The sequence below is a fragment of the Gammaproteobacteria bacterium genome, assembly GCA_041395445.1.
In the GTDB taxonomy this organism is placed as follows: Bacteria; Pseudomonadota; Gammaproteobacteria; order Xanthomonadales; family Marinicellaceae; genus NORP309.
This window is the reverse complement of record JAWLAO010000007.1, coordinates 96,158-121,432: the sequence shown is the minus strand read 5'-3', so window position 1 is coordinate 121,432 and position 25,275 is coordinate 96,158. Positions and strand designations below refer to the sequence as shown.

Here is a 25,275-nt window from a genome sequence, read left to right as displayed (position 1 = left end):
GTTAAATTATGTATAAGTTTGCAATAAACAGACCAATTACCATCTTAATGGCAGTAATGGCGTTAATTATTTTTGGCTTGAAATCCTACACAACTATGCCGTTGGCATTATTTCCAAATGTTGACTTTCCTATTATCACCATTAAAACAGTTTACCCGGGTGCGGATGCTAAAACTGTAGAATCGAAAATTACTGACAAAATTGAAGAGGCTGTCTCCGGTATTAACCAAATCGACAAACTGTTTTCAACCAGTTATGCCGGAGTGAGTTTTGTAGTGGTGCATTTTGAACTGGAAAGAGATTTGGAAGCTGCTGCAAATGATGTCAGGGAAAAGATTGGAGGGGTCGTTCTTCCAAATGACAGTGAAGCTCCGTTAGTACAAAAAATCAGTACTGCCGGTGAAGCGATAAGTGTTTTCATTAGTAGCAAAAGCGGAGACTTATCAACATTAATGCAATTAGTGGATGAAAAAATCAAACCGAAATTGCAAAGAATTCCCAATGTCGGCGATGTTGATATGGATGGTTACCGTGATCGTGAGATACGCATTATGGTTGACCCTTATCTTCTCAACAAGTACAAAATTTCTTCCTCAGAATTACAGACAATTATTGCATCGGCAAACTTTCAGTCCAGTTCAGGTAAGAGCATTAACAATCTTCAGGAATTAATTATTAAATTTCAGGGAGATGCCAAATCAATTCAAACATTGAGAGACATTGAAATTCGCCCCGGTTTACGACTTCAAGATATCGCTCAGGTTTATGATGGATTGAGTGACGAAGTGAGTATTTCCACTTTTAACGGAAAGCAAGGTGTGATGCTAAACCTGATGAAAATACCGGGAACCAACGTCATCGAAATCATCAATGAAGCCAAAAGAATCTTTCCGAACTTGAAAGAGACTGCAGGTGATGATTTTGAACTCACACTCATTAAAGATCAATCCGATAAAATTCTGCAAGGCGTCAATCAGGTTAAATTTGACTTGATATTTGGAGCTATTCTGGCGATTGTTATTGTGTTCACTTTTCTTAGAAATATCACGGCGACCATTGTTTCTGCTCTGGCGATTCCAACATCAATTATCGGAACTTTTGCCATTATCAATTATCTTGGTTATGATTTGAACAAACTCACATTAATAGGTTTAACATTGGCAATTGGTATTTTTATTGACGATGCCATTGTGGTGATTGAAAACATCAGCAAAAAGATGGAATCCGGCGTCGAATCTTTCAAAGCCACTTATGAAGGAGTCCATGAAATTGCCTTTTCATTACTGGCAATTTCTGCAATGTTATTGGCTGTATTTATTCCCATCGCTTTTATGAGCGGAATGGTTGGTAAGTTTTTTAACGCTTTTGCGATCACTGTAGCTTCCGGCGTGGTGATTTCTTATTTGGTCGCAATCATGCTGATTCCATCAGTGAGTGCCAGAGTGTTACAACACAAAGAATCCAAATTTCATGCGGTGACAGAGAAATACCTAAAAAAACTGGATAACGGCTATGTTGCCATTCTCAAGCCGTTGATTCGTTTTAAATATATCACTGTTTTAGTGACCTTTGCCTTGTTAATTCTGTCCGGTAAAATATTTAATGTCGGGATGGATTTTGTACCTACCGAAGATAACAGCGAGTTTCAAATCACCGCCAAAGCTGAAGTCGGAACATCTTTAGGGGAAATGCAAAGAAAGATGCAACCCATCATTGAACTGATCAAGAAAGATGAAAATGTTGAATACTATGCATTGAGCATTGGCTATACCGATTCCAACGAATCACACAAAGGTTTGCTTTACATCAAATTAAAACCGGTGATTGAGCGTAGCATTGGACAAGTTGAAATTATCAACCAATACCGCGAAAAGTTAGACTTTATTAAAGACATGACCTTAGCGGTTGAGAAAATTCCGCCAATAAATACAGGAACCAGTAACGCTCCGGTACAAATCGTTATCACAGGTGACAGCCTTGATAAACTCAAGGAAATTTCAAATGAAGTTTCTCAAATGCTTGGTGGTTTTGAAGGCGCTGTTGATATTGACAGCGATTATCAGGATGGCAAGCCAGAGATTACCATTTCTATTCTCAGACATAATTCTGCCAGACTTGGAATTACTGCCGCACAAATTGCAACTCTGTTATCGTCCAACTATTCCAGCGATATTGAAATCAGCAACTATGAGGAAAAAGGTCGCGAATATGACATCACTTTACGTTTTGATGACCAAAACAGAGCCGATATGGAAAGCCTTAAAAAACTCCAAATCAGAAGTGCGAATGGTGAATATGTTTTCCTCGATGGCTTAATTAATATCGAACAAGGGAGTTCTATAGCCTCTGTCAATCGCTTTGACAGGGAAAGAAAAGTCATGATTAGCAGCAACCTGAAAGAAGTTCCCCTCAATAGCATTGTTGAGCAAGTCGAAGAAAAACTTCCCGAAATTCTTCCAAAAGGTTATAACTACACATTTTCAGGGGATGTTGAAAGAATGAAAGAAACTGCTGTTTCATTCAGCACAGCGGTTGGCTTGGCGGTCATTCTGATTTATCTGATTCTTGCCGCATTGTACGAATCTCTGGTGCAACCGATTATTATTATGATTACCATGCCATTGGCATTTACCGGCGTTATAACGGCGTTGGGTTTGAGTGGCAATAATTTTTCACTATTTGTCATGATTGGGATTATTTTGCTTTTGGGAATGGTTGGTAAAAATGCTATTTTGGTAGTTGATTTTGCCAACAGAGCCATTAAACAAGGTAAAACGATTGATGAAGCATTGATTCAGGCGGGTGAAAAACGACTCCGACCTATTTTGATGACCACTTTTGCAATGGTCGGAGCAATGATTCCATTAGCTTTTGGAAGTGGTGCCGGACACGAATTAAACTCTCCGGTTGGATTATCAATCATTGGTGGACTGATTAGTTCAACCATACTGGCACTTCTGGTTGTACCGGCATTTTATAAAATTCTCTATCCGCTGGATCGCTGGTTGAGAAAATGGTATGAAGTTGGGAAGATTTAAGTATTTTGAGAATTAATTAACTGTAAAACTCTCACCACAACCACACTCACCAGTGGCTTTAGGATTGTGATAAACAAAAACGTGATTGATACCTTGTTGTTCAAAATCAATTTCTGTTCCGTCAATCAATTCCAAAGCCTCTTGTGAAACAATCAAATCAACTCCTTTATCCTGAAAAACCACCTCATCATCAGAAATTTGATGAGCAATTTCCACTTCATAACCCCAACCGGAACATCCTGTTTTAACCACATTCACGCGAAAACCCACGGATTCAGAATCTTTTTGCAGGAATTTTACAATTCGCTCCGCTGCTGCTTGAGTTAAATGTAATGCCATATTTTCAATTTAAAATTTATAAAGCCGATATTATAATTTGATTTTCAAAATACTTCCTGTATTTATAATAAAAATCTACTGATTTTGAAGCTGTGACATTTTCTATCACATAAAATTTCGAGGTTGCAACCTTGATTTTACTCCATTATCTTCTATTAATTAAATCCATTTAAAATCAACATGTTAAATCATTAGTTTTTTAAAGCTTTTTCTTGCCAAAAAATACGCAAAAAAATTGTAAATAAAATGATATCGCAGATGAAATTTTACTTTAATTATTTTTTTTTTAAGAGTATAAGGCGAAATTGATTTGGCTGAAATAATTCCAATTCACAGAAAGGGTATTTTTACTAACATTTTATGAGAAAACATCATGTTATATCCTAAAGAATACGGAGACGACCCATGGTTTCCACAAGCAAAAGACTTTAAAGTCGTTGATAAAAATGGTATCGAAGGCAAAGGAGTATTTTGTTATAAACCTTTTAAAAAAGGAGAATTACTAGCCAAAATACATGGGGAAGTAACTCAAGAAATCACTCAACACACTTTACAAATTGATGAAACCAATCACTTGTTGGATTTATACTTTGTCGGATATCTGCTGCATTCCTGCAATCCGAATGTCATTGTCGATATGAAAAACCGCACTGTAAGAGCCTTACGCCAAATCAAAGCGAATAGTTTTTTGTATATGGATTATGCGAGTACTGAAGATGTTCTTTACAAACAGTTTCATTGTTCCTGTGGTTCAGCCAACTGTCGTGGTTTAATTCTTGGCAGAAAAGAGATGCCTTTGACGAATGAAACCTTATCATCCTTGAAAAAACTGAGCGGACCCTAGCTATGAAATCCATGCAATGGTGGGAAAGAAATGACCTGCACTATCACAACAACAACTTGCAATTTGCTGAGAGACAAGTTCAGCAACTGGCAAACCAACTGGAAACACCCTGTTTTATTTACAATTCCAAAAGAGTCATCAATAATCTGCAAAGGCTGAAATCAGCTCTTAACGAGAATGGTTTTAAAAACAAGCACAAAATCTTTTACGCAATGAAAGCGAATCGTTTTGCTCCTTTGCTGACATTTTTAAAAACATCAGGGCTTTGCGGAATTGATGCTTGTTCTCCGGCAGAAGCCGATTTAGCAATTTCTTGTGGTTTTGGTGCCAATGAAATTTCTTATACAGGAAGCAGTTTATCCAAAGCGGACTTGCAATCATTATCAATGAAATCAGGACTCCTGATGAATTGCGACAGCTTGCACAGCATTGATAGTTGGGGACAACTAAAGCCGAATAGCGAGATTGGTATTCGTATCAATCCAGCCATCGGAATTTGCCGTACCAATAATGAAAAACTGCAATACTGCGGTGAAAATATCACCAAATTCGGAATCTATCGGGAACAATTTGAAAAAGCTCTGCAAATTGCCAAAAAACATGGGCTTAAAATCACTCGACTACATTTCCACACCGGTTGCGGTTATCTCGATGCCGAACTGGAACAATTATCCAACGTGCTAAAAGCCAGCCATTGGTTTATTGAACAATTACCGGACTTGGATATGATAAATATTGGTGGAGGTTTGGGCGTTCCTCATACTGAAACCGAAAAATCACTCGATTTAAACAAATGGGCAGCCACTATTCATAAAAACCTGGGTCAATTTGATATCACTTTGGCTGTTGAACCGGGTGAATACATTGCCAAGGATGCCGGATTATTGCTATTGGAAACCACTTATCTGGAATACAAAAAGGACAAACTTTTTCTCGGTGTCAATGCCGGATTCAATCTGGCTCCGGAACCGGCTTATTACGACATGCCTTTTCTTCCTGTAGCAATGTCAACCAACGGAATCACTCAAAAACTCAGCATTGTCGGCAATATTAACGAAGCTCTGGATGTCTGGTATGAAAATTTGGAGTTTACAGTATCCGATGATATGACGCATATTGCAATCATCAACGCTGGAGCTTATTCATCATCCATGTCCTCCAATCATTGTATGCGTGGGAAGTTTAGCGAGTATTTGTTGTTTTAAGCTAATCTTCCCTCAGATGGTTAGTTTTAAATGCTTGCTAAATTTTTCCACCTACGCCCTTAAACTTTTCGACAAAAGCAGAGATCTTTTGAAACACATTTTGCTTTTTAATTAAGTGTTGAGGATTCAATGGGCTCATCTTAGGCAAAATATCATTCAAATCCTTACCGCTGTCACTTGCATATTCTCGCCTAAGAGAAGCGCCGATATAACGTCTGGCTTCTTCAGCATTAAGACTTTCTGCACTGATTAGCTCTTCAGCTTCACGTTGTTGTTCTGCTTGGGCGAATGCAAAAAAGACTTCGATCACACTGGCTTTATCGCCTATATTGTCGAGGTCAGTCTGATTGATAAAATCGACCACAAGACTTTCTTTAGCACGGTTGCCCAGGCTGGCGCGAATCACGCGACGCACTTCGTCCACCAGATCCACTTTGCTCTTGTTCTTTTTGTTGTGCTCGAAAATCAGCTCCAGAATGTAATCGAGGTTGATTTCCTGAGACTTGAGCAAATCGACCTCGAAGACCACATCATCCCAGTCGATAGTGGATTGCTCTTTGTCCTCGGCTGATTTTTGCCGGCGCTGCCAATCTCGGATGTCGTTGTAGGTCGAGCGATAATCCTGAACCTTGCGCTCGGCAGGCAGGCTTATGGTTTGTAGCTCTGCCAGTTTTTCATCATCCAGATAGTGCTCGGCTTTAAATGCTTCTATCGCCTCCGGGTCGCTCATGTCTACGCTCTGTAGTGCCTTCAAACTGGCGAATTCATCGTAGTTTTGCAGGATGTTTTCAACCCGCAGGTATTCACCAAATAGTTTGGCAAAAGCTTTCTTGTCAGACTCTTTTTCAATATTTGCCGGATCAGGAAAGCGTTGCTCCAGCTCGCTGACTACCTCCACAAAACCACGCCGCGCTTCACCAGTGACTACATCGGTAAAGCCCTCCATATATTCCTTGTAACTCTTTTCCAACACCACGTTTTTGGTGTTTTTATCGCCAAACAAGGTAATTGCATCAACTGTAGCCCGCTCTAAATCACGGAAGGTCACGATATTGCCAAAGGTCTTGGTGGCATCATAAATACGATTGGTGCGTGAGTAGGCTTGCATCAAGCCGTGATAACGCAGGTTTTTATCCACAAACAAGGTGTTAAGCGTTGGCGCGTCGAAACCGGTCAGGAACATACCTACCACAATCAGTAAATCAATTTCCTTGGACTTTACCCGCTTGGCCAAATTGCGGTAGTAGTTCTGGAAACCATTACTGTCCACGCCATAGTTAGATTTAAACATGGCGTTGTAATCGTTAATCGCGGCGCTCAAAAACTCTTTTGCGCTGCTGTTCATGGAACTGACTTCAAAACTCTCATCTAAAATATCACCAATTGCGTCCTGCTCTTCATTGGCAGCAAATGAGAAGATAGTCGCAATACGCAGAGGTTTACTTGTAGGTCCATTTTCGGCCTCGGCCTGCAATGTTTTAAAGGTTTCATAGTACGCTTTCGCTGCATCAACACTACTGACCGCAAACATGGCATTAAAGCCCTTCGCATTCGCTTGCAGACGATGGGTCTTCTGGCGGTAATTATTCAGAATGTATTGGGAGATTTCCCGGATACGCTCTGGGTGTAGCAAGGCCTGTTTGTTTTCGAGGGCACTCAGCCTTTCCTCGTCCTGCTCGGTTTCTATTTCCTTAAACTTAGGGCGTACATCGTTGTAGTCTACCTTGAACTTGAGCACCTTCTCATCGCGGATGGCATCAGTGATTACATAAGAATGCAATTCCCGACCAAACACGCTGGCGGTGGTTTCAGCACCCAAGGCGTTTTGCGGAAAGATTGGCGTACCGGTAAAACCGAACTGGTAGAAGCGTTTGAATTTCTTATTCAGGTTCTTCTGCGCCTCACCAAACTGGCTGCGATGGCATTCATCGAAGATAAACACCACCTGCTTGTTATAAATAGCCAGATCACCTTCGCTCTTCATCAGGTTGTTGAGCTTTTGAATCGTGGTGACGATGATTTTGTTATCGTCTTTATCCAGATTGCGTTTGAGGCCAGCGGTGCTATCGGAACCATTCACGCTGTCGGGTGAAAAGCGCTGGTATTCCTTCATGGTCTGATAATCGAGGTCTTTGCGGTCGACCACAAAGAAAACCTTGTCGATAAATTCAAGTTCTGTGGCCAGCCGTGCCGCTTTAAAGCTGGTTAAGGTCTTGCCAGAGCCTGTGGTATGCCAGATATAGCCGCCGCTCTCTGGCTTGCTCCAGTTTTTCGCTTCAAACGAACTTTTCACCTTCCACAAAATGCGCTCGGTGGCCGCTATCTGATAGGGGCGCATGACCAGCAGCGTGTCGCTAACATCAAACACCGAATAATGTAGTAGTACATTCAGCAAAGTATTTTTCTGAAAGAAGGTAGCGGTAAAGTCTTTTAGGTCTTTAATCAGACTGTTATCGGCCTTCGCCCAATTCATTGTGAAGTCGAAGCTGTTTTTATTGCGCTTCGTCGTGTTGGCAAAATAGCGGCTATCGCTACCGTTAGAAATAACAAACAGCTGCAAGTACTTATACAGCGAATGCTCGCTGTTAAAGCTCTCTTTGCTGTAACGATGAACCTGATTAAAGGCTTCACGAATCGCCACGCCGCGCTTTTTCAGCTCAATTTGTACTAGCGGTAGGCCATTTACCAGAATGGTGACATCGTAGCGATTGGCATGGCTACCTGTTTGCTCAAACTGCTTGATCACCTGCGCCTTGTTGCGTGTAATATTCTTTTTATCTAACAGATAAATATTTTGAATGCGGCCATCGTCAAACACAAAATCGTGGATATAGTCATCGTGAATCTTTCGAGTTTTATCAACAATGGTGTCGCTGGGCTTATCCAGATAGGTCTCGACAAAGCGCTGCCACTCGCCCTCTAAAAACTCGACGTTATTAAGTGCCTGTAATTGCACACGAACATTGGCAAGCATGGCTTCCGGGTTAATCAGCGCAGGTAGGTATTCATAACCTTGATTGACCAAATCCTGAATCAGCTCGCGCTCTAAAGCATCTTCGCTTTGGTACGTCTCAGCTACCTGCCATTCCTTGCTGTACTTATCGAGTACGATGAAGTTTTTAGATTCAGCGATGGCTTTATATTCTGTCATAGGTATTCCTTGACACCTGTGTAGTGTCTCTTTGTTGTTTGGTTATGACCATCAGCATCTTGTTCATCTTAAGCGGCGGCGGCTTCTGGTTTAGGGAAGCTCAACAGCAAATCGCGGTAGTATTCGTATTGCTTCTGGCGCAGTTCGATTTCGCGGGGTAGACCTTCGGTGAGGGAGTGGGTGAGCGCGTCGAATTTGTCGAGAATGGCGACGATGCGGGCTTGTTCTTCTGGCGAGGGAACTGGAATTTTATATTCCATTATTTTAGGTTTGTTTCCACGCGGCATCTTTGCGCCTTTAGCATGCTGCATATTAAATTCGAAGAATTTATCGTCAGCTAAAACTTGATATAAATATTGGGAACTTACGGCTCCGCTCGTTGGGTGTACCACGAGTACATCACCATTTGTTCCACCTCTACAATCTGCACGCCAAATCTTTTTCAAGTAAGGGCGAATATTCCCAATTAGAATATCTCCATCACAAAACTCTGTTGAGTTTCCAGAGGTTGGAACATGATTAGAGTCTATTTTTCCTGCTCGATTTTGTAGAAGATTGTCAACACCTACATAATTCGTTTTATTAAGCTGTTCAGAGCTAATGCGCATTTTTGAATACTCTGCCACTTCCCCAACGTCCTCCACTCCACTTCTTGACCACCCGCCCTTCGGGCACCCCTCCAGAGGAGGGGAATGCAAAACTCAACAACTGGTCGCGGTAGTGGTTGTATTGTTTTTTGCGCAGGTTAAGCTCGGCGGTCAGCTCGGCGGTCAGCTCGGCGGTCATGGCGGTAAATGCGTCCAGAATACGCACGAAAGCGGCCTGGATTTCCAGCGATTTTTTTGGGTTGTCTGGGCAGGGGATGGGGATTTGAATCTTTGCCATTAGTGCATTTGAACTAAGGTTTGGCTGTGCACCGCCACCCGCAATCACATAAATCTGCTCAACTTTTGAAAGAAGATAGTGATATAAATACCGATTGTTGAGAATTTTTGGTTTGGGTAAAAATTTTCCTACTCGTTGATTCAGGTAGGCGGGATGTTCATGAGCGTAAAAGCCAATTTTTCCGGTAGTCGCTCCAGACATGGCAATTAAAATATCGCCTTTGTTAACTTCATAAGAAGCTGTATTTTCCTTATAGTCCGACGGATCAAAATACTTTACGTCGGCCAAGGAGATGTTTTTTCCATCCACATTGGTAATTCTAACAATCGGTAAGCCAGCTTCTTTAAACAAACTACTCTTAAACGCGAATCCATTTTTGAAGTCGCACACTTCTCCTAGAGCTTTCCACTCCACCTCAACCCCATCCAGCAGCTTCTCCATCATGTGCCCTTTAGGGTGAAAACTCACGCCGCTCATGCATCATCCCCATTTTCAGAAAGCTGGTTCACCAATTTATCAAAATCGGATTGGTAAAGGCGATCCTGCACAATGCGGTATTTTTCAAATTCGCTTTCGGCGCGGGCTTTGGCAATTTCCGCGGTAACTTTGCCGGCGTCTTGCAAAATGTCGCGGTCGGTGGCGGTAATAAAGCGGTTGAGCCTTTCTTCCCAGTCGGCCATGGTCATGGGTATGTTTCGCTGTGCCATATCTTCGGCAATATCGAGGTAGGCGTTCACCAATCTTGAGAGCTGCGCCATTTCGTTTTCGGTTAAATAATTTTTGGCTACAGTGACATCAAACTTCTGAATCTTGCCTTGCGGGGCGTCTTTCCATGTGGTTAACCCCATATTTTTTTTGTCGGCATCGGCGCGGTTGTAAACCACCTCTGCGGCGGTTTGGCCGTGGATAGCCCAGTGCAGTTTGTTTTGCACGGTGGCAAAAAAGCGTTGGGTGGCGGTTGCGGTGACATCGTAGTCAATGGCAGTGGCGTAGATGTCGGTAATTTTCTGGTAGAACTTGCGCTCGCTCAGGCGTATTTCACGAATACGTTGCAGCTGTTCTTCAAAGTATTTTTTGCCAAGAATAGAGCCGTCATTTTTCAGGCGCTCGTCATCCATCACATAGGCTTTGATGGTGTATTCCTTAACAATATGGGTCGCCCATTTGCGAAACTGTACGGCTCGCTCGGAGTTTACCTTGTAGCCCACGGCGATGATGGCCGAGAGGTTGTAGTGCTGGGTGTTGTAGGTTTTACCGTCGGTGGCAGTTATCCGGAATTTCCGGATAACTGCATCTTCCTGTAACTCATTGTCAGTGAAGATTTTTTTCAGGTGTTCGTTGATGGTTCGTACGTTCACATCATACAGAACCGCCATCATCCTCTGGCTGAGCCAGACATCTTCATCCACATAAATTGCTTCAACACCGCCTTCGCCGCTGGCAGCCACAAAGGTGAGATATTCAGCAGCAGACGAGCGTATGGTGGGGGAATGTTTGGTTGTTTTGCTCATGGCTCCTTCCTTATTCGCTCCCTTCGATCTCGCTCACAATCGCATCAATGTCTTGGCGCAGCTGGGTAATTCTGGCGACGGTGATTTTCAGCTCGGCATTGAGCTCACCAATATCCACCACTTCGCGGGTGTCTTTGGCTTCCACATAACTGCTGACCGACAGGTTGTAGTCGTTGGCGGCGATTTCCTCGAACGGCACCGAGCGGGCGAAGTGGTCGATAGTGGCCTTGCTGTCGAAGGCCTGCATGATCTGCTGTATATGCCCCGGATTTTCCTCGTCATCATTGTCAGTTAGTACGTTGTTGTTGGTTTCCTTCTTGAACAGGGCGCTGGCGTCGATGAACTGGGTGTGGGTATCCGTCTTGTGCTTGCTCAGCACCAGAATATTCACGGCAATGGTGGTACCAAAGAACAGGTTGGGTGCCAGCGATATCACCGTTTCCACATAGTTATTGTCCACCAGGTACTTTCTGATTTTCTGCTCAGCGCCGCCGCGATAAAAAATACCGGGGAAGCAGACAATCGCCGCGCGGCCTTTGCTCGATAGGTAACTGAGCGCATGCAGCACAAAAGCAAAGTCGGCTTTGGATTTTGGGGCAAGCACGCCGGCGGGGGCAAAGCGTTCGTCATTAATCAAGGTCGGGTCGTCTGAGCCGATCCATTTTACCGAGTAAGGCGGGTTGGAGACGATGGCATCGAAGGGTTTGTCGTCGCCAAAGTACGGGGCTATCAGCGTGTTGCCCAGCTGAATATTGAACTTGTCGTAGTTGATGTTGTGCAAAAACATGTTCATCCGCGCCAGGTTGAATGTGGTGTGGTTGATTTCCTGGCCAAAGAAGCCCTCTTCAATTACGTGCGCGTCAAAATGCTTTTTGGCTTGCAGAAGCAGTGAACCGGAACCGCAAGCAGGATCGAAGATTTTGTTAACCTTTTCTTGCTTATGCATCGCCAGCTGGGCAATGAGTTTGGAGACATGCTGCGGGGTAAAAAATTCACCACCGGATTTACCGGCATTGGCAGCATAGTTGGAGATCAAAAACTCGTAGGCATCACCAAATAGATCAATATGACTGCCTTCAAAGTCGCCGAATTCCAGCCCTGCTACGCCTTTGATTACATCGGACAGGCGCTTGTTTTTGTCTTTTACGGTATTGCCTAGGCGGTTGCTAGTGGTATCAAAATCGGCAAACAGGCCTTTAATATCCTGCTCGGAAGGGTAACCACTGGCCGAGGCTTCGATAGCCGCAAAGATGGCCGCCAGATCGGTATTCAGGCTTTCGTTGGTATTGGCATTTTTGGCAACGTTTACGAACAACTGGCTGGGGTAAATAAAATAGCCCTTTGTTTTGATGGCATCGTCTTTGATGTCGGGCGTGATCACGCTATCGGGCAATTCGGCGTAGTTAACGCTGTCATCCCCGCCTTCAATGTAGGCGGCAAAGTTTTCGCTGATAAAGCGGTAAAACAGCGTACCCAATACGTATTGTTTAAAATCCCAGCCATCGACAGCACCGCGTACATCGTTGGCAATGGCCCAGATCTGGCGTTGCAGGGCGGCGCGTTGTTGGGTGCTTGTCATTATGTTGTTATCCTTTTCCTAAATATTTGAAATATGTGCCTGATAAAATATCATTATAAGTAAAAATCATAAAGAAGAAAGCATGATTTCTGGTTTTTAACACTAGGAAAAATAGACTATGATTCACCCACTAGCACTTCGCATTTAAAGATGGGTTGATTATTATCTCTGAGATGCCGGGAAAGTTTGGGTAATAGCTGTGACATTTTATCAAAAAGTTTCCATGGCGGATTGATAACTATCATTCCTGATGAAGTCATGCCTGATTGTGAAGAATCCTCTGTAACTCCCAACTCAAACCTCTGAATATTTTTAATTCCGCTTTGGATAATTTTTTTCTCCATTTTCTGAATATTTTGCCGATCGACAACGGGATACCAGATACAGTAAATGCCTTGAGCAAACTTTTTATGAGCTTTGATGACAGCATCAATCACCTGATTATAATCGGACTTTATCTCGTAAGATGGATCAATCAACACAACACCGCGCCTGCTTTTAGGTGGAACGAGTGCCATTAGTCCTTTAAATCCATCCTGATACCGGGCTCGGATATTTCGACAACGAGAAAAATTACTTTGCAGTAATTCATAATCTTTAGGATGAAGTTCAAACAACCAGCCACGATCTTGCATACGCAGAAAGTATTGTGCAATCGACGGTGAACCGGGATAAAACTTGATAGTATCGGAGTCATTAAAAGACTTTATGACATCGAAATAACGACTCAATTCCGGGAATTCTTCAAAATTGAGCTTTCCGATACCTTCGGTATATTCATGTAGTTTTTGCGAATCTGAACTCTGTAAATCATACAAACCAACGCCTGAATGCGTGTCGATGTATTCAAAAGCAGTATCTTTATGTGTCAGATGTTGCAGGATTTCCACCAACACAATATGTTTGAGCAAATCAGCAAAATTACCGGCATGAAAGGAGTGTCTGTAACTTAACAAGGAAAGTGCCCGCTAAAAGTATCAACTAATTTTGGAAGAACCACTTGAAAATTTTCACCTGAAATTTATCAACTAAAACCAGGCCCAAAAGACCCATGTGAGTAATGGAAATAGTAACTGAATCACTCCGGCGCGTAACATGCGTATTCCACCCGATATAATCAATACGATTCCGGCAAAAAGCATACTGGCCGTACAAAACAGTATCAAAGTTTGAGCAACTTGAAGATAGCCACCACTATGAAGCAACCCTAATCCTATAAAAATTCCTATGGCGAGAAAAAGGTTATAAAAACCCTGATTAAAAGCAAATAATCGCTTTGATTCAGCATCTTCAACTGTTTTTGCACCAAATCGTTTATAAACTCCGGGTTTCATAAACCACAGACTTTCCATACAAAAAATCAAAACATGTAGCAATGCTGCTATCAATGCAAAAACTTGCACACTTAAATTCATTGTTTTATCCCCTTTTCAATTCTGTCAAACATACTTTATCACGGTTCATTCTCAAATTCGTACATTTGTCGATAAAGATAGAAACTTCTCTATGGATTCTGGTTATATTCCCAAATTAAATTATAATAAGCGATTACTCTAAATTAATTGAATCAATGAGCGCAGAATACAATCCGCAAATTCTTGAAAAAGCCATTCAGAAAATATGGCGCGATGAAAAAACATTTGAAGTCACAGAAGACAGCAGTAAAGAAAAATTCTATTGTCTCAGCATGTTTGCTTATCCCAGTGGAAACCTGCACATGGGTCATGTGCGTAATTACACCATTGGTGACGTCATCACACGTTACCAGAGAATGCTCGGAAAAAATGTTCTGCAACCGATGGGATTTGATGCGTTTGGATTGCCTGCGGAAAATGCTGCCATCAAAAATAATACCGCTCCGGCAAAGTGGACTTATGCCAATATGGATTATATGGCGGATCAGTTTGAGCAAATGGGTCTGGCTTATGACTGGTCACGCAGGCTGGCAACATGCGATCCCAAATACTACAAATGGGAACAGTTAATTTTTACCAAATTGATGGAAAAAGGTTTGGTTTATCGCAAAGATTCAACAGTTAACTGGGATCCTGTGGATCAAACCGTTCTGGCCAATGAGCAGGTGATTGACGGTCGTGGCTGGAGATCCGGAGCGATTGTTGAGAAGAAAACCATTCCGCAATGGTTTATGAAAATCACGCATTATGCCGATGAACTGTTATCCGAAATTGATAACCTTGAAGGCTGGCCGGATTCGGTTAAAACCATGCAACGTAACTGGATTGGTAAATCCAAAGGCATCGAGTTGGATTTTGAAGTTGAAGATTTTGGCAAGGTTTCGGTTTATACCACACGTCCTGATACTTTATTCGGCGTGAGTTATCTGGCTGTCGCACCCGAACATCCTTTGGCTCAAAAAGCTGTAGAGAATAATGCCGAATTACAAACATTTTTGGATAATTGCAAAAAAGAGCAAAGCAATGAAGCGGCAATGGCAACCATGGAGAAAAAAGGTAAGTTCAGCGGTTTTTATGCTGTTCATCCTTTGACCGGTGATAAAGTTCCGGTCTGGATTGCAAATTTCGTGCTGTTCAGCTATGGAACCGGTGCAGTGATGGCAGTTCCGGCTCATGATCAACGCGACTGGGAATTTGCAACCAAATACAATCTTGAAATTAAACAGGTTATCGAATCAACTAACGGCGACGAAGTTGATTTATCCAAAGAAGCCTATGTTGAAAAAGGCAAGCTCATTAACTCTGAAAGTTTTGACGGAATGGATTTCCAACAATCCTTTGAAGCGATTAAAAATGAACTGGAAACCCGTGGAATCGGCAAAGAGCAAATCAATTTCCGTCTGCGTGATTGGGGCGTTTCCCGTCAACGCTATTGGGGATGTCCAATTCCGGTGATTTATTGTGACGACTGTGGGACAGTTGCCGTTCCTGAGAATGATTTGCCGGTTATGTTACCCGAGGAAGTGGAATTTGATGAAAAAGGCGGTTCCCCCATTAAACAAATGCCGGAGTTCTACCAAACCACTTGTCCAAGTTGCCAAAAGCCTGCAAAACGTGAAACCGATACTTTCGATACTTTTATGGAATCGTCATGGTATTACGCTCGCTTTGCCAATCCACACAATGACGAAAGCATTCTTGATGATTCGGCTGATTATTGGTTGCCGGTCGATCAGTATATCGGCGGAATCGAACATGCGATTTTGCATTTATTGTATGCTCGTTTTTATCACAAAATCCTCAGAGACCTTGGTTATGTCAAATCGGATGAACCATTTACAAATCTGTTGACACAAGGTATGGTTTTGAAAGACGGAGCAAAAATGTCTAAATCCAAAGGCAACACCGTTGATCCTCAGGATTTGATTGATAAATACGGGGCCGATACAGTACGGTTGTTTTCCATGTTTGCCGCACCGCCGGAGCATTCTCTGGAATGGTCGGATGAAGGTGTGGAAGGCTCGTTTCGTTATCTGAACAAAATCTGGACCAATATCACCAACTTTGTTGAAACCGGCAAAAAAACAACTGAATTTGTACAGGATGATTTAACTTCTGAACAAAAAGCCATGCGTTTAAAAACTCATGAAACCATTAAAAAAGTTTCTGATGATTATGGTAAAAGAATGGTGTTCAACACAGCGATTGCAGCCTGTATGGAGCTCACTAATGCGTTGGTGAAATTTGATGACAGTAGCGATGCTGGAAAAGCAGTATCGAATGAAGGTTGGGAAGCTATCATCAAAATGTTGTCTCCAATCGCTCCGCATATCACCCAAGAATTATGGTATCAATTGGGTCATAAAGAATTGTTGGTTGATGTCAGCTGGCCACAAGTCGATGAAAAAGCATTAGTCAGAGATGAAATTCAACTGATGGTTCAGGTCAATGGCAAACTTCGTGGCAAAATTGATGTGTCCGCTGATGCTGATAAGGAAACCATTGAGAGTACCGCTCTTGCTGATGAAAATGTTCAAAGATTCACCGAAGGTTTCCAGATTCGAAAAATCATTGTTGTACCGGGACGCCTGGTGAACATTGTTGTCGGGTAACATTTATTTGAGATATTTTATGAGAAGATTATTCATTTTAATTTTAGTAATAACAGTCAGTAGTTGTGGTTATCACCTGCGTTCAGCAAACTCGCTGGCACAAAATTATCCGCTGATAAAAATTGATATTTCCGCTCAATCGTTACTCAAACGACCTTTGGTGCAGGCTTTACTCGCTTCCGGTGTTAAATTAGCTGATAAAAACAGCGAAACAGCTAGTCATTTAGTGATTACTAAAGATAGTCTATCAAAAATCATCCAATCGGTCGGTGTCAATAACCAGGTTCAGGAATACCGTCTGGAATATGATGTCGAATACCGCATTGCTGATAGCGAAATCAGAGAACTTCATCTTGAACAAGACTACTCTTTTGATGTTCAGCAGATTAGTGGCGGACAACAAGAAGAACAAACACTTCGCAAACAATTGGCAGAAGATATGGCTTGGGCGATTATTCGTCAGATTAATGCCGATTCCGAAACTCAGTGAAAATCTACGCCAACCAACTCGAATCTCAACTGGCACAAGGTTTACAATCCTGCTATCTGATCGTTGGTGATGAACCATTACAACTGAAAGAAGCCGCCGATTTGATTCGCAACAAAGCCAAACTGGAAGGTTTTGTCGAACGAGAAGTATTGCATGTCGATAATAAATTTCAATGGGACATTCTTTTTGCCAGCATGGGGAATATGTCGCTGTTTGCTGAAAAAAAATTGATGGAAATGCATCTTCCCACAGGAAAACCAGGAGCTGCCGGTTCCAAAGCCATTATTCAATTCGTTGAGAATATTCCGCCGGATATTTGTCTGCTGATTCAATGTGAAGAATGGACGGCGGCCAATGATAAAACCAAGTGGGTCAAAACCATTGAGCAACTGGGAACATTCATGCGTGTGTATCTTCCGAAAGCCAATGATTTTGTTCAATGGTTACGAAACCGATGTCGCAAAATCGGTTTGAATACCGATAATGACAGCATCGCCATTTTAGCCCAACGACTGGAAGGAAATTTACTGGCAGCCGCTCAGGAACTGGATAAACTCAAAATGCGATATGGCAACCAAACGATTGTTGCAAAGGAAATTGCTCAAGTGGTTGCTGACAGCTCACGTTTTGATGTTTTTCAACTAACGGATTCACTGATGGAAAACAAAGCACCCAGAGTTTTGAAAATGCTTCGTTCACTCAAACAAAACAACACACCAACTGTTGTTCTGCATTGGGCTTTGGAACGTCAAACACGAATCCTTTTGTATTTTGCTTATTTGAAACAGAGAGGACAAAGAGCTTCACCGGCTGATTATCGCAAACACGGAATCTGGCAAAATCAGCAAGCACTTATTCAATCAACTCTGAATCGCCTTAACGCATTGAAACTGGAAAATCTTATGGTCGGACTGGCTCAGCTGGATAAAGTTATTAAAGGTCAGGCACAAGGAGATGCCTGGCTTGAATTTGAAAAATGGACAATGAAATTTTGTTACTGATTTGTTACTAAAGCTATGAAAAGAGCAATTATTTTAGTTATGGACTCTCTGGGAATCGGAGCCAGCGCCGATGCTCATCTTTATGGCGATGAAGGAACCAATACGCTTGGACACATTGCTCAGGCGTGTTATGAAGGCAAGGCTGATAACGAAAACCGTTCTGGTGCATTGCATATTCCCAATTTAACACGATTGGGCATGGCACACGCTTTACATGACAGTTGCGGTCAAACGATGGCAGGATTGGATAAAACTATTCAACCAGAATATTGTTACGGTTTTGCTGAAGAACAAAGCAAGGATAAAGACACACCCAGCGGTCATTGGGAAATGGCCGGAGTGCCGGTTCCTTTTGCTTGGTCGACATTTCCAAAAACAGAGCCTTGTTTTCCTGAGCAACTCATCAAGGATTTTATCACTTTGACAAAAATTCCGGGGATTCTGGGCAATTGCCATGCCAGCGGTACTGAAATCATTAAACAATTAGGTGAAGAACACATAAAAACAGGCAAACCAATTTGTTACACTTCAGCAGATTCGGTTTTTCAGATTGCAGCCCATGAAGAGCATTTCGGTTTGGATGAATTGTATCGAATTTGCAAAATTGCCAAAGGTCTGACGGAAGAACTCAACATCACTCGTGTGATTGCTAGACCATTTATTGGCAATAATGCCGCAAATTTTATCCGTACCGCTAATCGTAAAGACTTAACCACTAAGCCCATAGAACCAACATTGCTTGACAAATTAGTGGCTCAAGGCGGAAAAGTAACAGCAGTGGGGAAAATTACCGATATATTTGCCAATCAAGGCATTACTAAAACCGTCAAAGCAAAGAACAATATGGAACTGTTTGATGCCATGCTTGATGAACTCAAAATGGCCGATGACAAAACCCTGATTTTTGTCAATTTTGTTGATTTCGACAGCCATTTCGGACATCGAAGAGATGTTGCCGGTTATGCTCATGCGATTGAACAGTTTGACAAACGAATCCCTGAATTATTAGATTTAATGCGGGAAGATGACATTGCTTTGATTACTGCCGATCATGGTTGCGATCCGACGTTTAAAGGTTCGGATCACACACGGGAGCACGTTCCTGTTTTATTTTTTGGTGATAAAGTTAAACCACAACAAATAGGTAAACGAAGTTCTTTTGCCGATATGGGACAGACCATCGCCAAACACTTCCAATTGCTTCCATTGAAACATGGAGAAGCCATCCATCTGGAGTAAAAACTATGAGTGAATTTATTCAAATGTACGAAAATGCTCTGAGCAAAGAGTTTTGCGAAAGTTGCATCGCAAAATTTGATAAAAGCCAAAACAAACACCAAGGCCGCACCGGAAACGGAGTGGATTTGGTAAAGAAAAACAGTATTGACATCACCGTTACCAATTTTGCCAGTGAATGGCAAAATGAAATGATGGTTGTGCAAAATGCTGTTTTACAAGGATTTATTCAATACACTCGCAAGTTTCCGTTTTTGCTTTCAGGGGCTGTCTCTATGATGTATAAAAATTCCGTCGGAGAAGTCAAGCCTGTTAACTATAAAGATATTGCAGCAATGGATGATGCCCAGATTTCGGGGCTTCTTAGTGCTGTTTACCGCCTTGGTTCGGTGAACATGCAACAATATCTTAAAGGACAAGGTGGTTACTTTCATTGGCACTCGGAATTTTATCCTCATCCGTCCGATCCTCATCAGGACTCATTGCACCGGGCTTTGCTTTATATGTTTTATCTGAATGATGTGGAAGAAGGTGGTGAAACCGAGTTTTATTATCAAAATCTGAAATCAAAACCGAAGCAAGGCACTTTGGTCATTGCTCCGGCTGATTTCACCCATACCCATCGTGGAAATATGCCAATTTCCAATGATAAGTATATTTTCACCAGTTGGATTATGTTTCAAAGAGCGGCAGATATGTATCAACAGTCCATTCCTAAATAAAACTGCTGATACATTTTTTAAGTGTAATTATTTTACCAATCAAAGGAGTCAATAAATATCACATCAGTAATGTCTGTGTGAGAATTTGTATTTTCATCCGCGCCCAAATCCCATGCTCCATAAAAATCCGGAATACCGGTATCATTTACGGCTCGAGTATCATCATCAATATCATTGGTGATACTAACAATTCCGTCAGTTCGACTGTTATCACAATAATCTTTCATAGCTGAAGTTGGCTTTAAATGATAATCATAGTTTCTGACAATAAATCCGGGATTATCAGCACTTATCCGAGTCAGAGTTGCATAAGCAACACCGATGGATGTCGTTTCATTGGCGTTGACGCAATCAAATTCTGCACTGCTGAATGCTCCAAACAAATCGCCTAGTTTTGTTGATGTCGGGTCATGGATGATAGAACTGAAAACTCCAAGATAATTCAACACACCGTTCATTGCAAATACCGCTTGTGTGGCATGATTATCCGAAATTGTGTTGAACATCAATCTGACTGCTAAATCATTTCCTGAAATGACTTCAGAGTTGTTATACATATCAATAACATACCTGTCTTCAAAACCACCTGTTCCATCACGACCATTGTGAACAATCAGGTTTTGATCGAGATTAATAGTGTTCACACTATCAGTTGAGTCCACATAGAGCACAGTTCCATAATCAGAGCGATTATCAGTAATATGAGTTTGACTAATTAGGGCGGTGGCTCCGTCTTCAACAAATAACGCACCACCTTTAAAATTAGAAGTGTTCCCCTTTAAAACACTGCATTCATAACTCCAACAATCATTTTCTCCTTGAACCAAACCTTGATCTCGAGTGCGCTGCATTTTAAAAGTCGTATTGTATCCGACATAAAAAGCACCACCTCTCCAAGCAGAATTATTGACAACTTTTGCTCTATGGAGTCTCAATGATGCCGGGGCCAAAAAACCTCCAGTGATATAAATTCCACCACCATCACCATTATTATCGTTATCAGAATCTGCAGTATTATTGTTGATATTTAACGGTGTAAAATGATTTCCAAATACATTGTTTTGGCCTCCTTGATAATGGCTTCCTAACAAATTCACATAGGTGTTTAATGCATAAATGCCGCCACCATGCTGAGGAGCAGTATTTAAACTAATCCCTCTGTAACTTCTGATATCAACAGGGTTCGGTTCATCATTGGTTCCACCATAAAAGTCCATACTAGAGTTCTTTAAATATATTCCTCCTCCATTACCATCTGCATGATTCACCCAATTCAGAGAGACACCAGAATCTTCGTCCATTAACACATTGGTATTCTCAGCATAAATTCCACCACCACCTAACAATGCCTGATTCCCAACAACAACAGTATTTCTCAATTCTAGTTGGTAATTCTGTGTATCTAACGTATTGTTATATGAATATATACCTCCGCCAAATGAGTTTGTATTACTACTATGAACAAAAGAGTTAATCAACCTTAACCCAGTGTTTGTACTGCTTATAGCGCCACCAAAATTACCGAGTCCATTTGAAATTTCAAAACGATAGAAATCAACTCCCGTACCATTACCTGTATTCGTCGTTATCACATTGCCATTTCCTGTTCCCATGAGAAACACCATTGGTGAATCAATATAAATGATTCCGCTAATTGCGTCTCCACAAGTTTCATAGCCACCGGTAAGAACCATCGGGCGGCTGATAGTTAAATTTTCCTGATAGGTGATACGATTATTTTCTGGTCCGGCTGCAACCAAAATAGATGTGTAATTGTTAGCATCATTAATCGCACTTTGAATCGTATTATGTGTGCATTGAAAGTCGCCGGAATCTCCCACATAAGCCGTTCCACCTGCATTAGCAATTGATGCGAAAGGCAAAAATTGTACAAGCAGAAGTCCGGTCACTAAAATTATTGATTTAAGTTTATTCTCCATTGTTTTCCCCATAAAACTAAGTTAATAACCTATTAACGACGTTTTTATAGGGAATAGGACAAAAGAAAATTATAAAAACAAAAAACCCGCAACAAGTGCGGGTTTTCTCTGTTCATTTGAAAATGTAAATTATAAAGTTACATCATTCGAACATGCAGTCGTTGAGCCTTCTTCACAAACTGTAAACGTATATGTTGTTCGTTTGTTCACATTGAAAGAAATAGCACCATCGTTAGTTGTAGTATTATTGAAACTACCGTTTACATAAACATCAACATTTGCAGTTGAACCACCTGTCCATGTTAAATCTGCAACTCTTCCACCGCTGCTACGGCTACCGGATAATACAATATCACCGCTTGGTGGAGGTGGTGGTGGAGGTGTTACACCGCCGCCCTCACAACCATTAGTTTGCAAATAAGCATGAGCATCAGCTGCTTTAACAATTCCATATCCGAAGTAATCATCACGTCCTGATGCGCCTTGATCTTGAGCTGTCGCTTTCAAAGCTTCACGAATTTCAGTACCGTTACAATCCGGATTGTTTGACCAAACCAATGCAGCAACACCAGCAACAGCAGGAGTTGCCATTGAAGTTCCGCTCATATAGCCATAATCACCTGTTCCAATTGAAATTGATGCAGTGCTTGAACCAACAATTGCTGCACGATCTTCAAAAGCGGTTCCAACTGCAGGAATACTTGTAGTTACATCAGTAATATCCATATAGATAACACCATCACCGGCCACATTATTTATTACGATTGCACCAATACCACCAGAGTTACCGCAGTTGTTAATTTTATCGGCAAATGAAATGTTTCCACGATCAATCACACAAATTTTACCATTTGCACCACCATCAACTGCCTCAGCTGTTCCCATGAAATAAGTTGCACCTGTAGCATCTCCTGTATTATCAGTTGCTGCAGAAGCCACACCGGCTCCATCAACTGTAACAGATGAAAGTGTTGCTAGTCCTGCTGGATATGTTGAAAGTGTATCAACACCACCGGCTGTTACTTCCACTCCATAACCGTCATCAGTTTCTGTTCTTTGATTTTTACCACGACCTGTTGTAACAGTGTTTGTTGGGAATTGCGAGAAACTGGCAATATTGTTGTTAGCATCATTTGCACCAACCATCATTACTGATTTGTAACCGGCTGGATAGGAACGAACATTATTGCCATCATTACCGGCTGCTGCCAATACTAAACCACCATTATCAGTGAATGTATTAAAAGCATTTTCTTCAACTGAGCTGGCACCGCCTCCACCTAAACTCATAGTGATGATATTTGCACCGGCTGCTGTACATTTGTTAGCAGCATAAGCCAAATCTGAAGAATATCCCCATCCTGATTCGTTAAAAACTTTAATGATATGCATTGGGACACCCGGTGCCATACCAACAACACCATATCCGTTATCTGCTGCACCAACAGTTCCGGCAACGTGTGTACCGTGAGGTCCACCATGCTCATCCCAGTTACCTGTACCTGAATCATTATCACCAGTAATCGCACCCCAGTTAAAATCAGTATTTGAACGATCTAAACCAGAGTCAATAATACAAACTTTTTGACCGGATTGAAGCGACAATTGATTAGCTTGTGATTGATAAACCGCATACGGGGTTAATTGCTGTGCTGTTGGATCGCCGGCATCATCATTGTATAATGATAAAGGAAAACGCTTTGCATCCACTTCCATTTTTCTGAATCCGTTCATAGCTTTCATGGTTCTTTGTGCATTTTCATCTAAGTCAACAGCAAACCAGCCATTACCTTCAACCAGAACATGATGCCCTGCTTTCAAACTGTTTGACTTCGCTGAGTCATGAGTAACAATCATTCTTTCTGCACTAGCGTATCCACTTAAAGCTAATAACGTGGCCGCATAAGCCGTCTTCATTTTAAATTTCATTATTAAAAATCACCTTCTCTTTTATATTTTAAAAACAAGGAAGTTTCACAGTCTGAATAATAAATTCAAACTCTAAGGCGATTACTTGAGGAATTATCAAAGAATTCTTATCACAAAACGCTTTTTCAAATCTCGCCGTCAAATCGTGAAACAAATCCTTTCATTTACTAGAAATTCAACCCAAATTTGAATTATTTTTATTATTATCTAACCAATTCGTCAGTTGCTTAGCAAAAATTGCTCACAGGATTAAACTACTTGAGACTTTTGCTTGATTCATAAAAATTTCTGATTTTTTCGATTTTCGATAAAAAACCACTGTTTGTGCCTATTTTCTTAATCCCGACTAGCTTTTTGAGGGCTAATCGGGGTGTTTTGCCATATTTCAGGCACAACTATTTTGTATTTTTACCGCTCTTTTAAGGTTATATGCCATGGCAGCAAAGCCTATTGATGTATGTAATTGCATTAATCCTCCATGTCTGGCTTTGGCAATGCCATAATGTAGCTTCAGAATGCCGAACACACTTTCAACACGGTTCCTAACTTGAGACTTCCATGTGTTAGCCTGCTTTTGTTTCTCAGTCAGAGGCTTGTTGCGGTAGGCTCGCTCGTGTATTTTATTTTTTATTTTATTCCTTTGAAGATACTCATCATATTCCTTGCTTTTATAGGCACTATCAGCATAAACCTGAGATTCCTCTCCTGTAAGCAGTTTCTTAAATTGTTTAGAATCATGCTCATTGGCGGCAGTACAGGTGTATTTTTGTAAAAAGGCATCTTCATCACTGTTACCATGAAGTTTAAAACCATAAGTGGTTTTGAGCTTGCCATCTGAACCTTTTTTACTGGTATAAGCAGCATCTTTATCCTGTGTATTCTCACCGCTTTTTCCATTTTTAGGACGAGAGTTTTTGGCTTCGATTATTGTGGCGTCAATAATACTGACTCCTCCGGCTCTAATCATAATGTTTTGTTCACAAAGTTGTTGGTTGATTTCTTCAAATAAAACCTCTGCCAGTTTTAATTTTCCAATCAGTTTATGGAAACGCCAGATAACAGTATGATCCGGTGTTCCATCACTTAAACCAAGTCCGGTAAAACGACGAAATAATAAATCTCGTGCCAATTGTTTTTCCATGCCTTCATCACTCAGTCTATACCATTGTTGCAGTAACATGATTTTAAACATTAATAGCGGAGGCCATGCTGGCTCTCCTCGTTTGGATGAAAACATATCTCTCAGATGAGCTTCAATTCGACTCCAGTCCAGTAATTCATGAATATCATCGAGTTCTTCAAGGGATTTATGGTGACTAGCTAATGAGTCGGCTAAGCTTGATTGGCTAAGTTGTTTCCAAGACATGATTTTAATAAA

General features: G+C 41.5%; 19 protein-coding genes. 8 read left to right on the top strand and 11 right to left on the bottom strand.

Annotated elements, in window-relative coordinates:
* Positions 1-8: 8 nt before the first annotated feature.
* Complete coding sequence (locus tag R3F25_11730; GenBank protein MEZ5497474.1) at positions 9-3,038, top strand: efflux RND transporter permease subunit; 3,030 nt, start codon at positions 9-11, stop codon at positions 3,036-3,038.
* Between the two features lie 12 nt (positions 3,039-3,050).
* On the opposite strand, the gene R3F25_11725 is transcribed toward R3F25_11730, so the two are convergent.
* Positions 3,051-3,377, bottom strand: coding sequence for an iron-sulfur cluster assembly accessory protein (locus tag R3F25_11725; GenBank protein ID MEZ5497473.1), 327 nt, complete (start codon positions 3,375-3,377; stop codon positions 3,051-3,053).
* Positions 3,378-3,750: 373 nt separating this feature from the next.
* Between R3F25_11725 and R3F25_11720 the strand changes: the two genes are divergently transcribed.
* Together R3F25_11720 and R3F25_11715 are read left to right on the top strand one after the other, a co-directional pair.
* Positions 3,751-4,221, top strand: a complete 471-nt coding sequence (locus tag R3F25_11720) for an SET domain-containing protein-lysine N-methyltransferase (GenBank protein ID MEZ5497472.1) — start codon at positions 3,751-3,753, stop codon at positions 4,219-4,221.
* 2 nt (positions 4,222-4,223) lie between these two features.
* Positions 4,224-5,426, top strand: coding sequence for a diaminopimelate decarboxylase (locus R3F25_11715; protein MEZ5497471.1), 1,203 nt, complete (start codon positions 4,224-4,226; stop codon positions 5,424-5,426).
* Positions 5,427-5,463: 37 nt separating this feature from the next.
* Here the strand turns inward: R3F25_11715 and R3F25_11710 are convergent, their stop codons facing one another.
* The 7 genes from R3F25_11710 to R3F25_11680 form a co-directional block, all read right to left on the bottom strand.
* Complete coding sequence (locus R3F25_11710) at positions 5,464-8,577, bottom strand: type I restriction endonuclease subunit R (protein MEZ5497470.1); 3,114 nt, start codon at positions 8,575-8,577, stop codon at positions 5,464-5,466.
* 68 nt (positions 8,578-8,645) lie between these two features.
* Positions 8,646-9,185, bottom strand: a complete 540-nt coding sequence (locus R3F25_11705; protein ID MEZ5497469.1) for a restriction endonuclease subunit S — start codon at positions 9,183-9,185, stop codon at positions 8,646-8,648.
* Positions 9,175-9,939, bottom strand: coding sequence for a restriction endonuclease subunit S (locus R3F25_11700; protein ID MEZ5497468.1), 765 nt, complete (start codon positions 9,937-9,939; stop codon positions 9,175-9,177). Before R3F25_11700 ends, R3F25_11705 begins: the two co-directional genes overlap by 11 nt.
* On the bottom strand, positions 9,936-10,973 hold the full coding sequence (locus R3F25_11695; GenBank protein MEZ5497467.1) for a virulence RhuM family protein: 1,038 nt from the start codon (positions 10,971-10,973) through the stop codon (positions 9,936-9,938). The genes R3F25_11700 and R3F25_11695 overlap by 4 nt, the downstream gene beginning before the upstream one ends.
* A 10-nt stretch (positions 10,974-10,983) precedes the next feature.
* A complete protein-coding gene (locus tag R3F25_11690; GenBank protein MEZ5497466.1) occupies positions 10,984-12,552 on the bottom strand; it encodes a type I restriction-modification system subunit M in 1,569 nt (522 codons plus the stop codon).
* Positions 12,553-12,668: 116 nt separating this feature from the next.
* Entirely contained in the window at positions 12,669-13,508 is an 840-nt protein-coding gene (gene rlmJ / locus R3F25_11685; GenBank protein ID MEZ5497465.1) for a 23S rRNA (adenine(2030)-N(6))-methyltransferase RlmJ, read from the bottom strand.
* A 72-nt stretch (positions 13,509-13,580) separates the two neighbouring features.
* Complete coding sequence (locus tag R3F25_11680; protein MEZ5497464.1) at positions 13,581-13,967, bottom strand: DUF1304 domain-containing protein; 387 nt, start codon at positions 13,965-13,967, stop codon at positions 13,581-13,583.
* 155 nt (positions 13,968-14,122) lie between these two features.
* On the opposite strand from R3F25_11680, the gene leuS reads away from it, so the two are divergent.
* Genes leuS through R3F25_11655 form a run of 5 tightly spaced genes read left to right on the top strand, consistent with a single transcriptional unit; the run spans position 14,123 to position 20,028 of the window.
* Positions 14,123-16,579, top strand: a complete 2,457-nt coding sequence (leuS, locus tag R3F25_11675; GenBank protein MEZ5497463.1) for a leucine--tRNA ligase — start codon at positions 14,123-14,125, stop codon at positions 16,577-16,579.
* Between the two features lie 19 nt (positions 16,580-16,598).
* The gene (gene lptE / locus R3F25_11670; GenBank protein ID MEZ5497462.1) at positions 16,599-17,069 is read left to right on the top strand and encodes an LPS assembly lipoprotein LptE; all 471 of its coding nucleotides are present in this window, start codon (positions 16,599-16,601) and stop codon (positions 17,067-17,069) included.
* On the top strand, positions 17,066-18,070 hold the full coding sequence (holA, locus tag R3F25_11665) for a DNA polymerase III subunit delta (GenBank protein MEZ5497461.1): 1,005 nt from the start codon (positions 17,066-17,068) through the stop codon (positions 18,068-18,070). Before lptE ends, holA begins: the two co-directional genes overlap by 4 nt.
* 15 nt (positions 18,071-18,085) lie before the next feature.
* Positions 18,086-19,309 carry a phosphopentomutase gene (locus R3F25_11660; protein MEZ5497460.1) on the top strand — a complete coding sequence of 408 codons (1,224 nt, stop codon included), beginning with the start codon at positions 18,086-18,088 and terminating at the stop codon, positions 19,307-19,309.
* A gap of 5 nt (positions 19,310-19,314) precedes the next feature.
* Entirely contained in the window at positions 19,315-20,028 is a 714-nt protein-coding gene (locus tag R3F25_11655) for a 2OG-Fe(II) oxygenase (GenBank protein MEZ5497459.1), read from the top strand.
* Between the two features lie 32 nt (positions 20,029-20,060).
* Here R3F25_11655 and R3F25_11650 read toward each other — a convergent pair whose 3' ends face one another.
* The 3 genes from R3F25_11650 to R3F25_11640 all read right to left on the bottom strand — a co-directional run bounded on the left by R3F25_11650 (position 20,061) and on the right by R3F25_11640 (position 25,263).
* Entirely contained in the window at positions 20,061-21,968 is a 1,908-nt protein-coding gene (locus R3F25_11650) for a hypothetical protein (protein MEZ5497458.1), read from the bottom strand.
* Positions 21,969-22,097: 129 nt separating this feature from the next.
* Positions 22,098-23,897 (bottom strand): S8 family serine peptidase, encoded by a 1,800-nt coding sequence (locus R3F25_11645; protein ID MEZ5497457.1) that lies wholly within the window; start codon positions 23,895-23,897, stop codon positions 22,098-22,100.
* Between the two features lie 385 nt (positions 23,898-24,282).
* A complete protein-coding gene (locus tag R3F25_11640) occupies positions 24,283-25,263 on the bottom strand; it encodes an IS5 family transposase (GenBank protein ID MEZ5497456.1) in 981 nt (326 codons plus the stop codon).
* Between the last annotated feature and the right edge of the window lie 12 nt (positions 25,264-25,275).

Coding starts and splice junctions, on each gene's coding strand:
- R3F25_11730 (MEZ5497474.1), top strand. CDS start 9: ATGTATAAGTTTGCAATAAACAGACCAATTACCATCTTAATGGCAGTA.
- R3F25_11725 (MEZ5497473.1), bottom strand. CDS start 3,377: ATGGCATTACATTTAACTCAAGCAGCAGCGGAGCGAATTGTAAAATTC.
- R3F25_11720 (MEZ5497472.1), top strand. CDS start 3,751: ATGTTATATCCTAAAGAATACGGAGACGACCCATGGTTTCCACAAGCA.
- R3F25_11715 (MEZ5497471.1), top strand. CDS start 4,224: ATGAAATCCATGCAATGGTGGGAAAGAAATGACCTGCACTATCACAAC.
- R3F25_11710 (MEZ5497470.1), bottom strand. CDS start 8,577: ATGACAGAATATAAAGCCATCGCTGAATCTAAAAACTTCATCGTACTC.
- R3F25_11705 (MEZ5497469.1), bottom strand. CDS start 9,185: ATGCGCATTAGCTCTGAACAGCTTAATAAAACGAATTATGTAGGTGTT.
- R3F25_11700 (MEZ5497468.1), bottom strand. CDS start 9,939: ATGAGCGGCGTGAGTTTTCACCCTAAAGGGCACATGATGGAGAAGCTG.
- R3F25_11695 (MEZ5497467.1), bottom strand. CDS start 10,973: ATGAGCAAAACAACCAAACATTCCCCCACCATACGCTCGTCTGCTGCT.
- R3F25_11690 (MEZ5497466.1), bottom strand. CDS start 12,552: ATGACAAGCACCCAACAACGCGCCGCCCTGCAACGCCAGATCTGGGCC.
- R3F25_11680 (MEZ5497464.1), bottom strand. CDS start 13,967: ATGAATTTAAGTGTGCAAGTTTTTGCATTGATAGCAGCATTGCTACAT.
- leuS (MEZ5497463.1), top strand. CDS start 14,123: ATGAGCGCAGAATACAATCCGCAAATTCTTGAAAAAGCCATTCAGAAA.
- lptE (MEZ5497462.1), top strand. CDS start 16,599: ATGAGAAGATTATTCATTTTAATTTTAGTAATAACAGTCAGTAGTTGT.
- R3F25_11660 (MEZ5497460.1), top strand. CDS start 18,086: ATGAAAAGAGCAATTATTTTAGTTATGGACTCTCTGGGAATCGGAGCC.
- R3F25_11655 (MEZ5497459.1), top strand. CDS start 19,315: ATGAGTGAATTTATTCAAATGTACGAAAATGCTCTGAGCAAAGAGTTT.
- R3F25_11650 (MEZ5497458.1), bottom strand. CDS start 21,968: ATGGAGAATAAACTTAAATCAATAATTTTAGTGACCGGACTTCTGCTT.
- R3F25_11645 (MEZ5497457.1), bottom strand. CDS start 23,897: ATGAAATTTAAAATGAAGACGGCTTATGCGGCCACGTTATTAGCTTTA.
- R3F25_11640 (MEZ5497456.1), bottom strand. CDS start 25,263: ATGTCTTGGAAACAACTTAGCCAATCAAGCTTAGCCGACTCATTAGCT.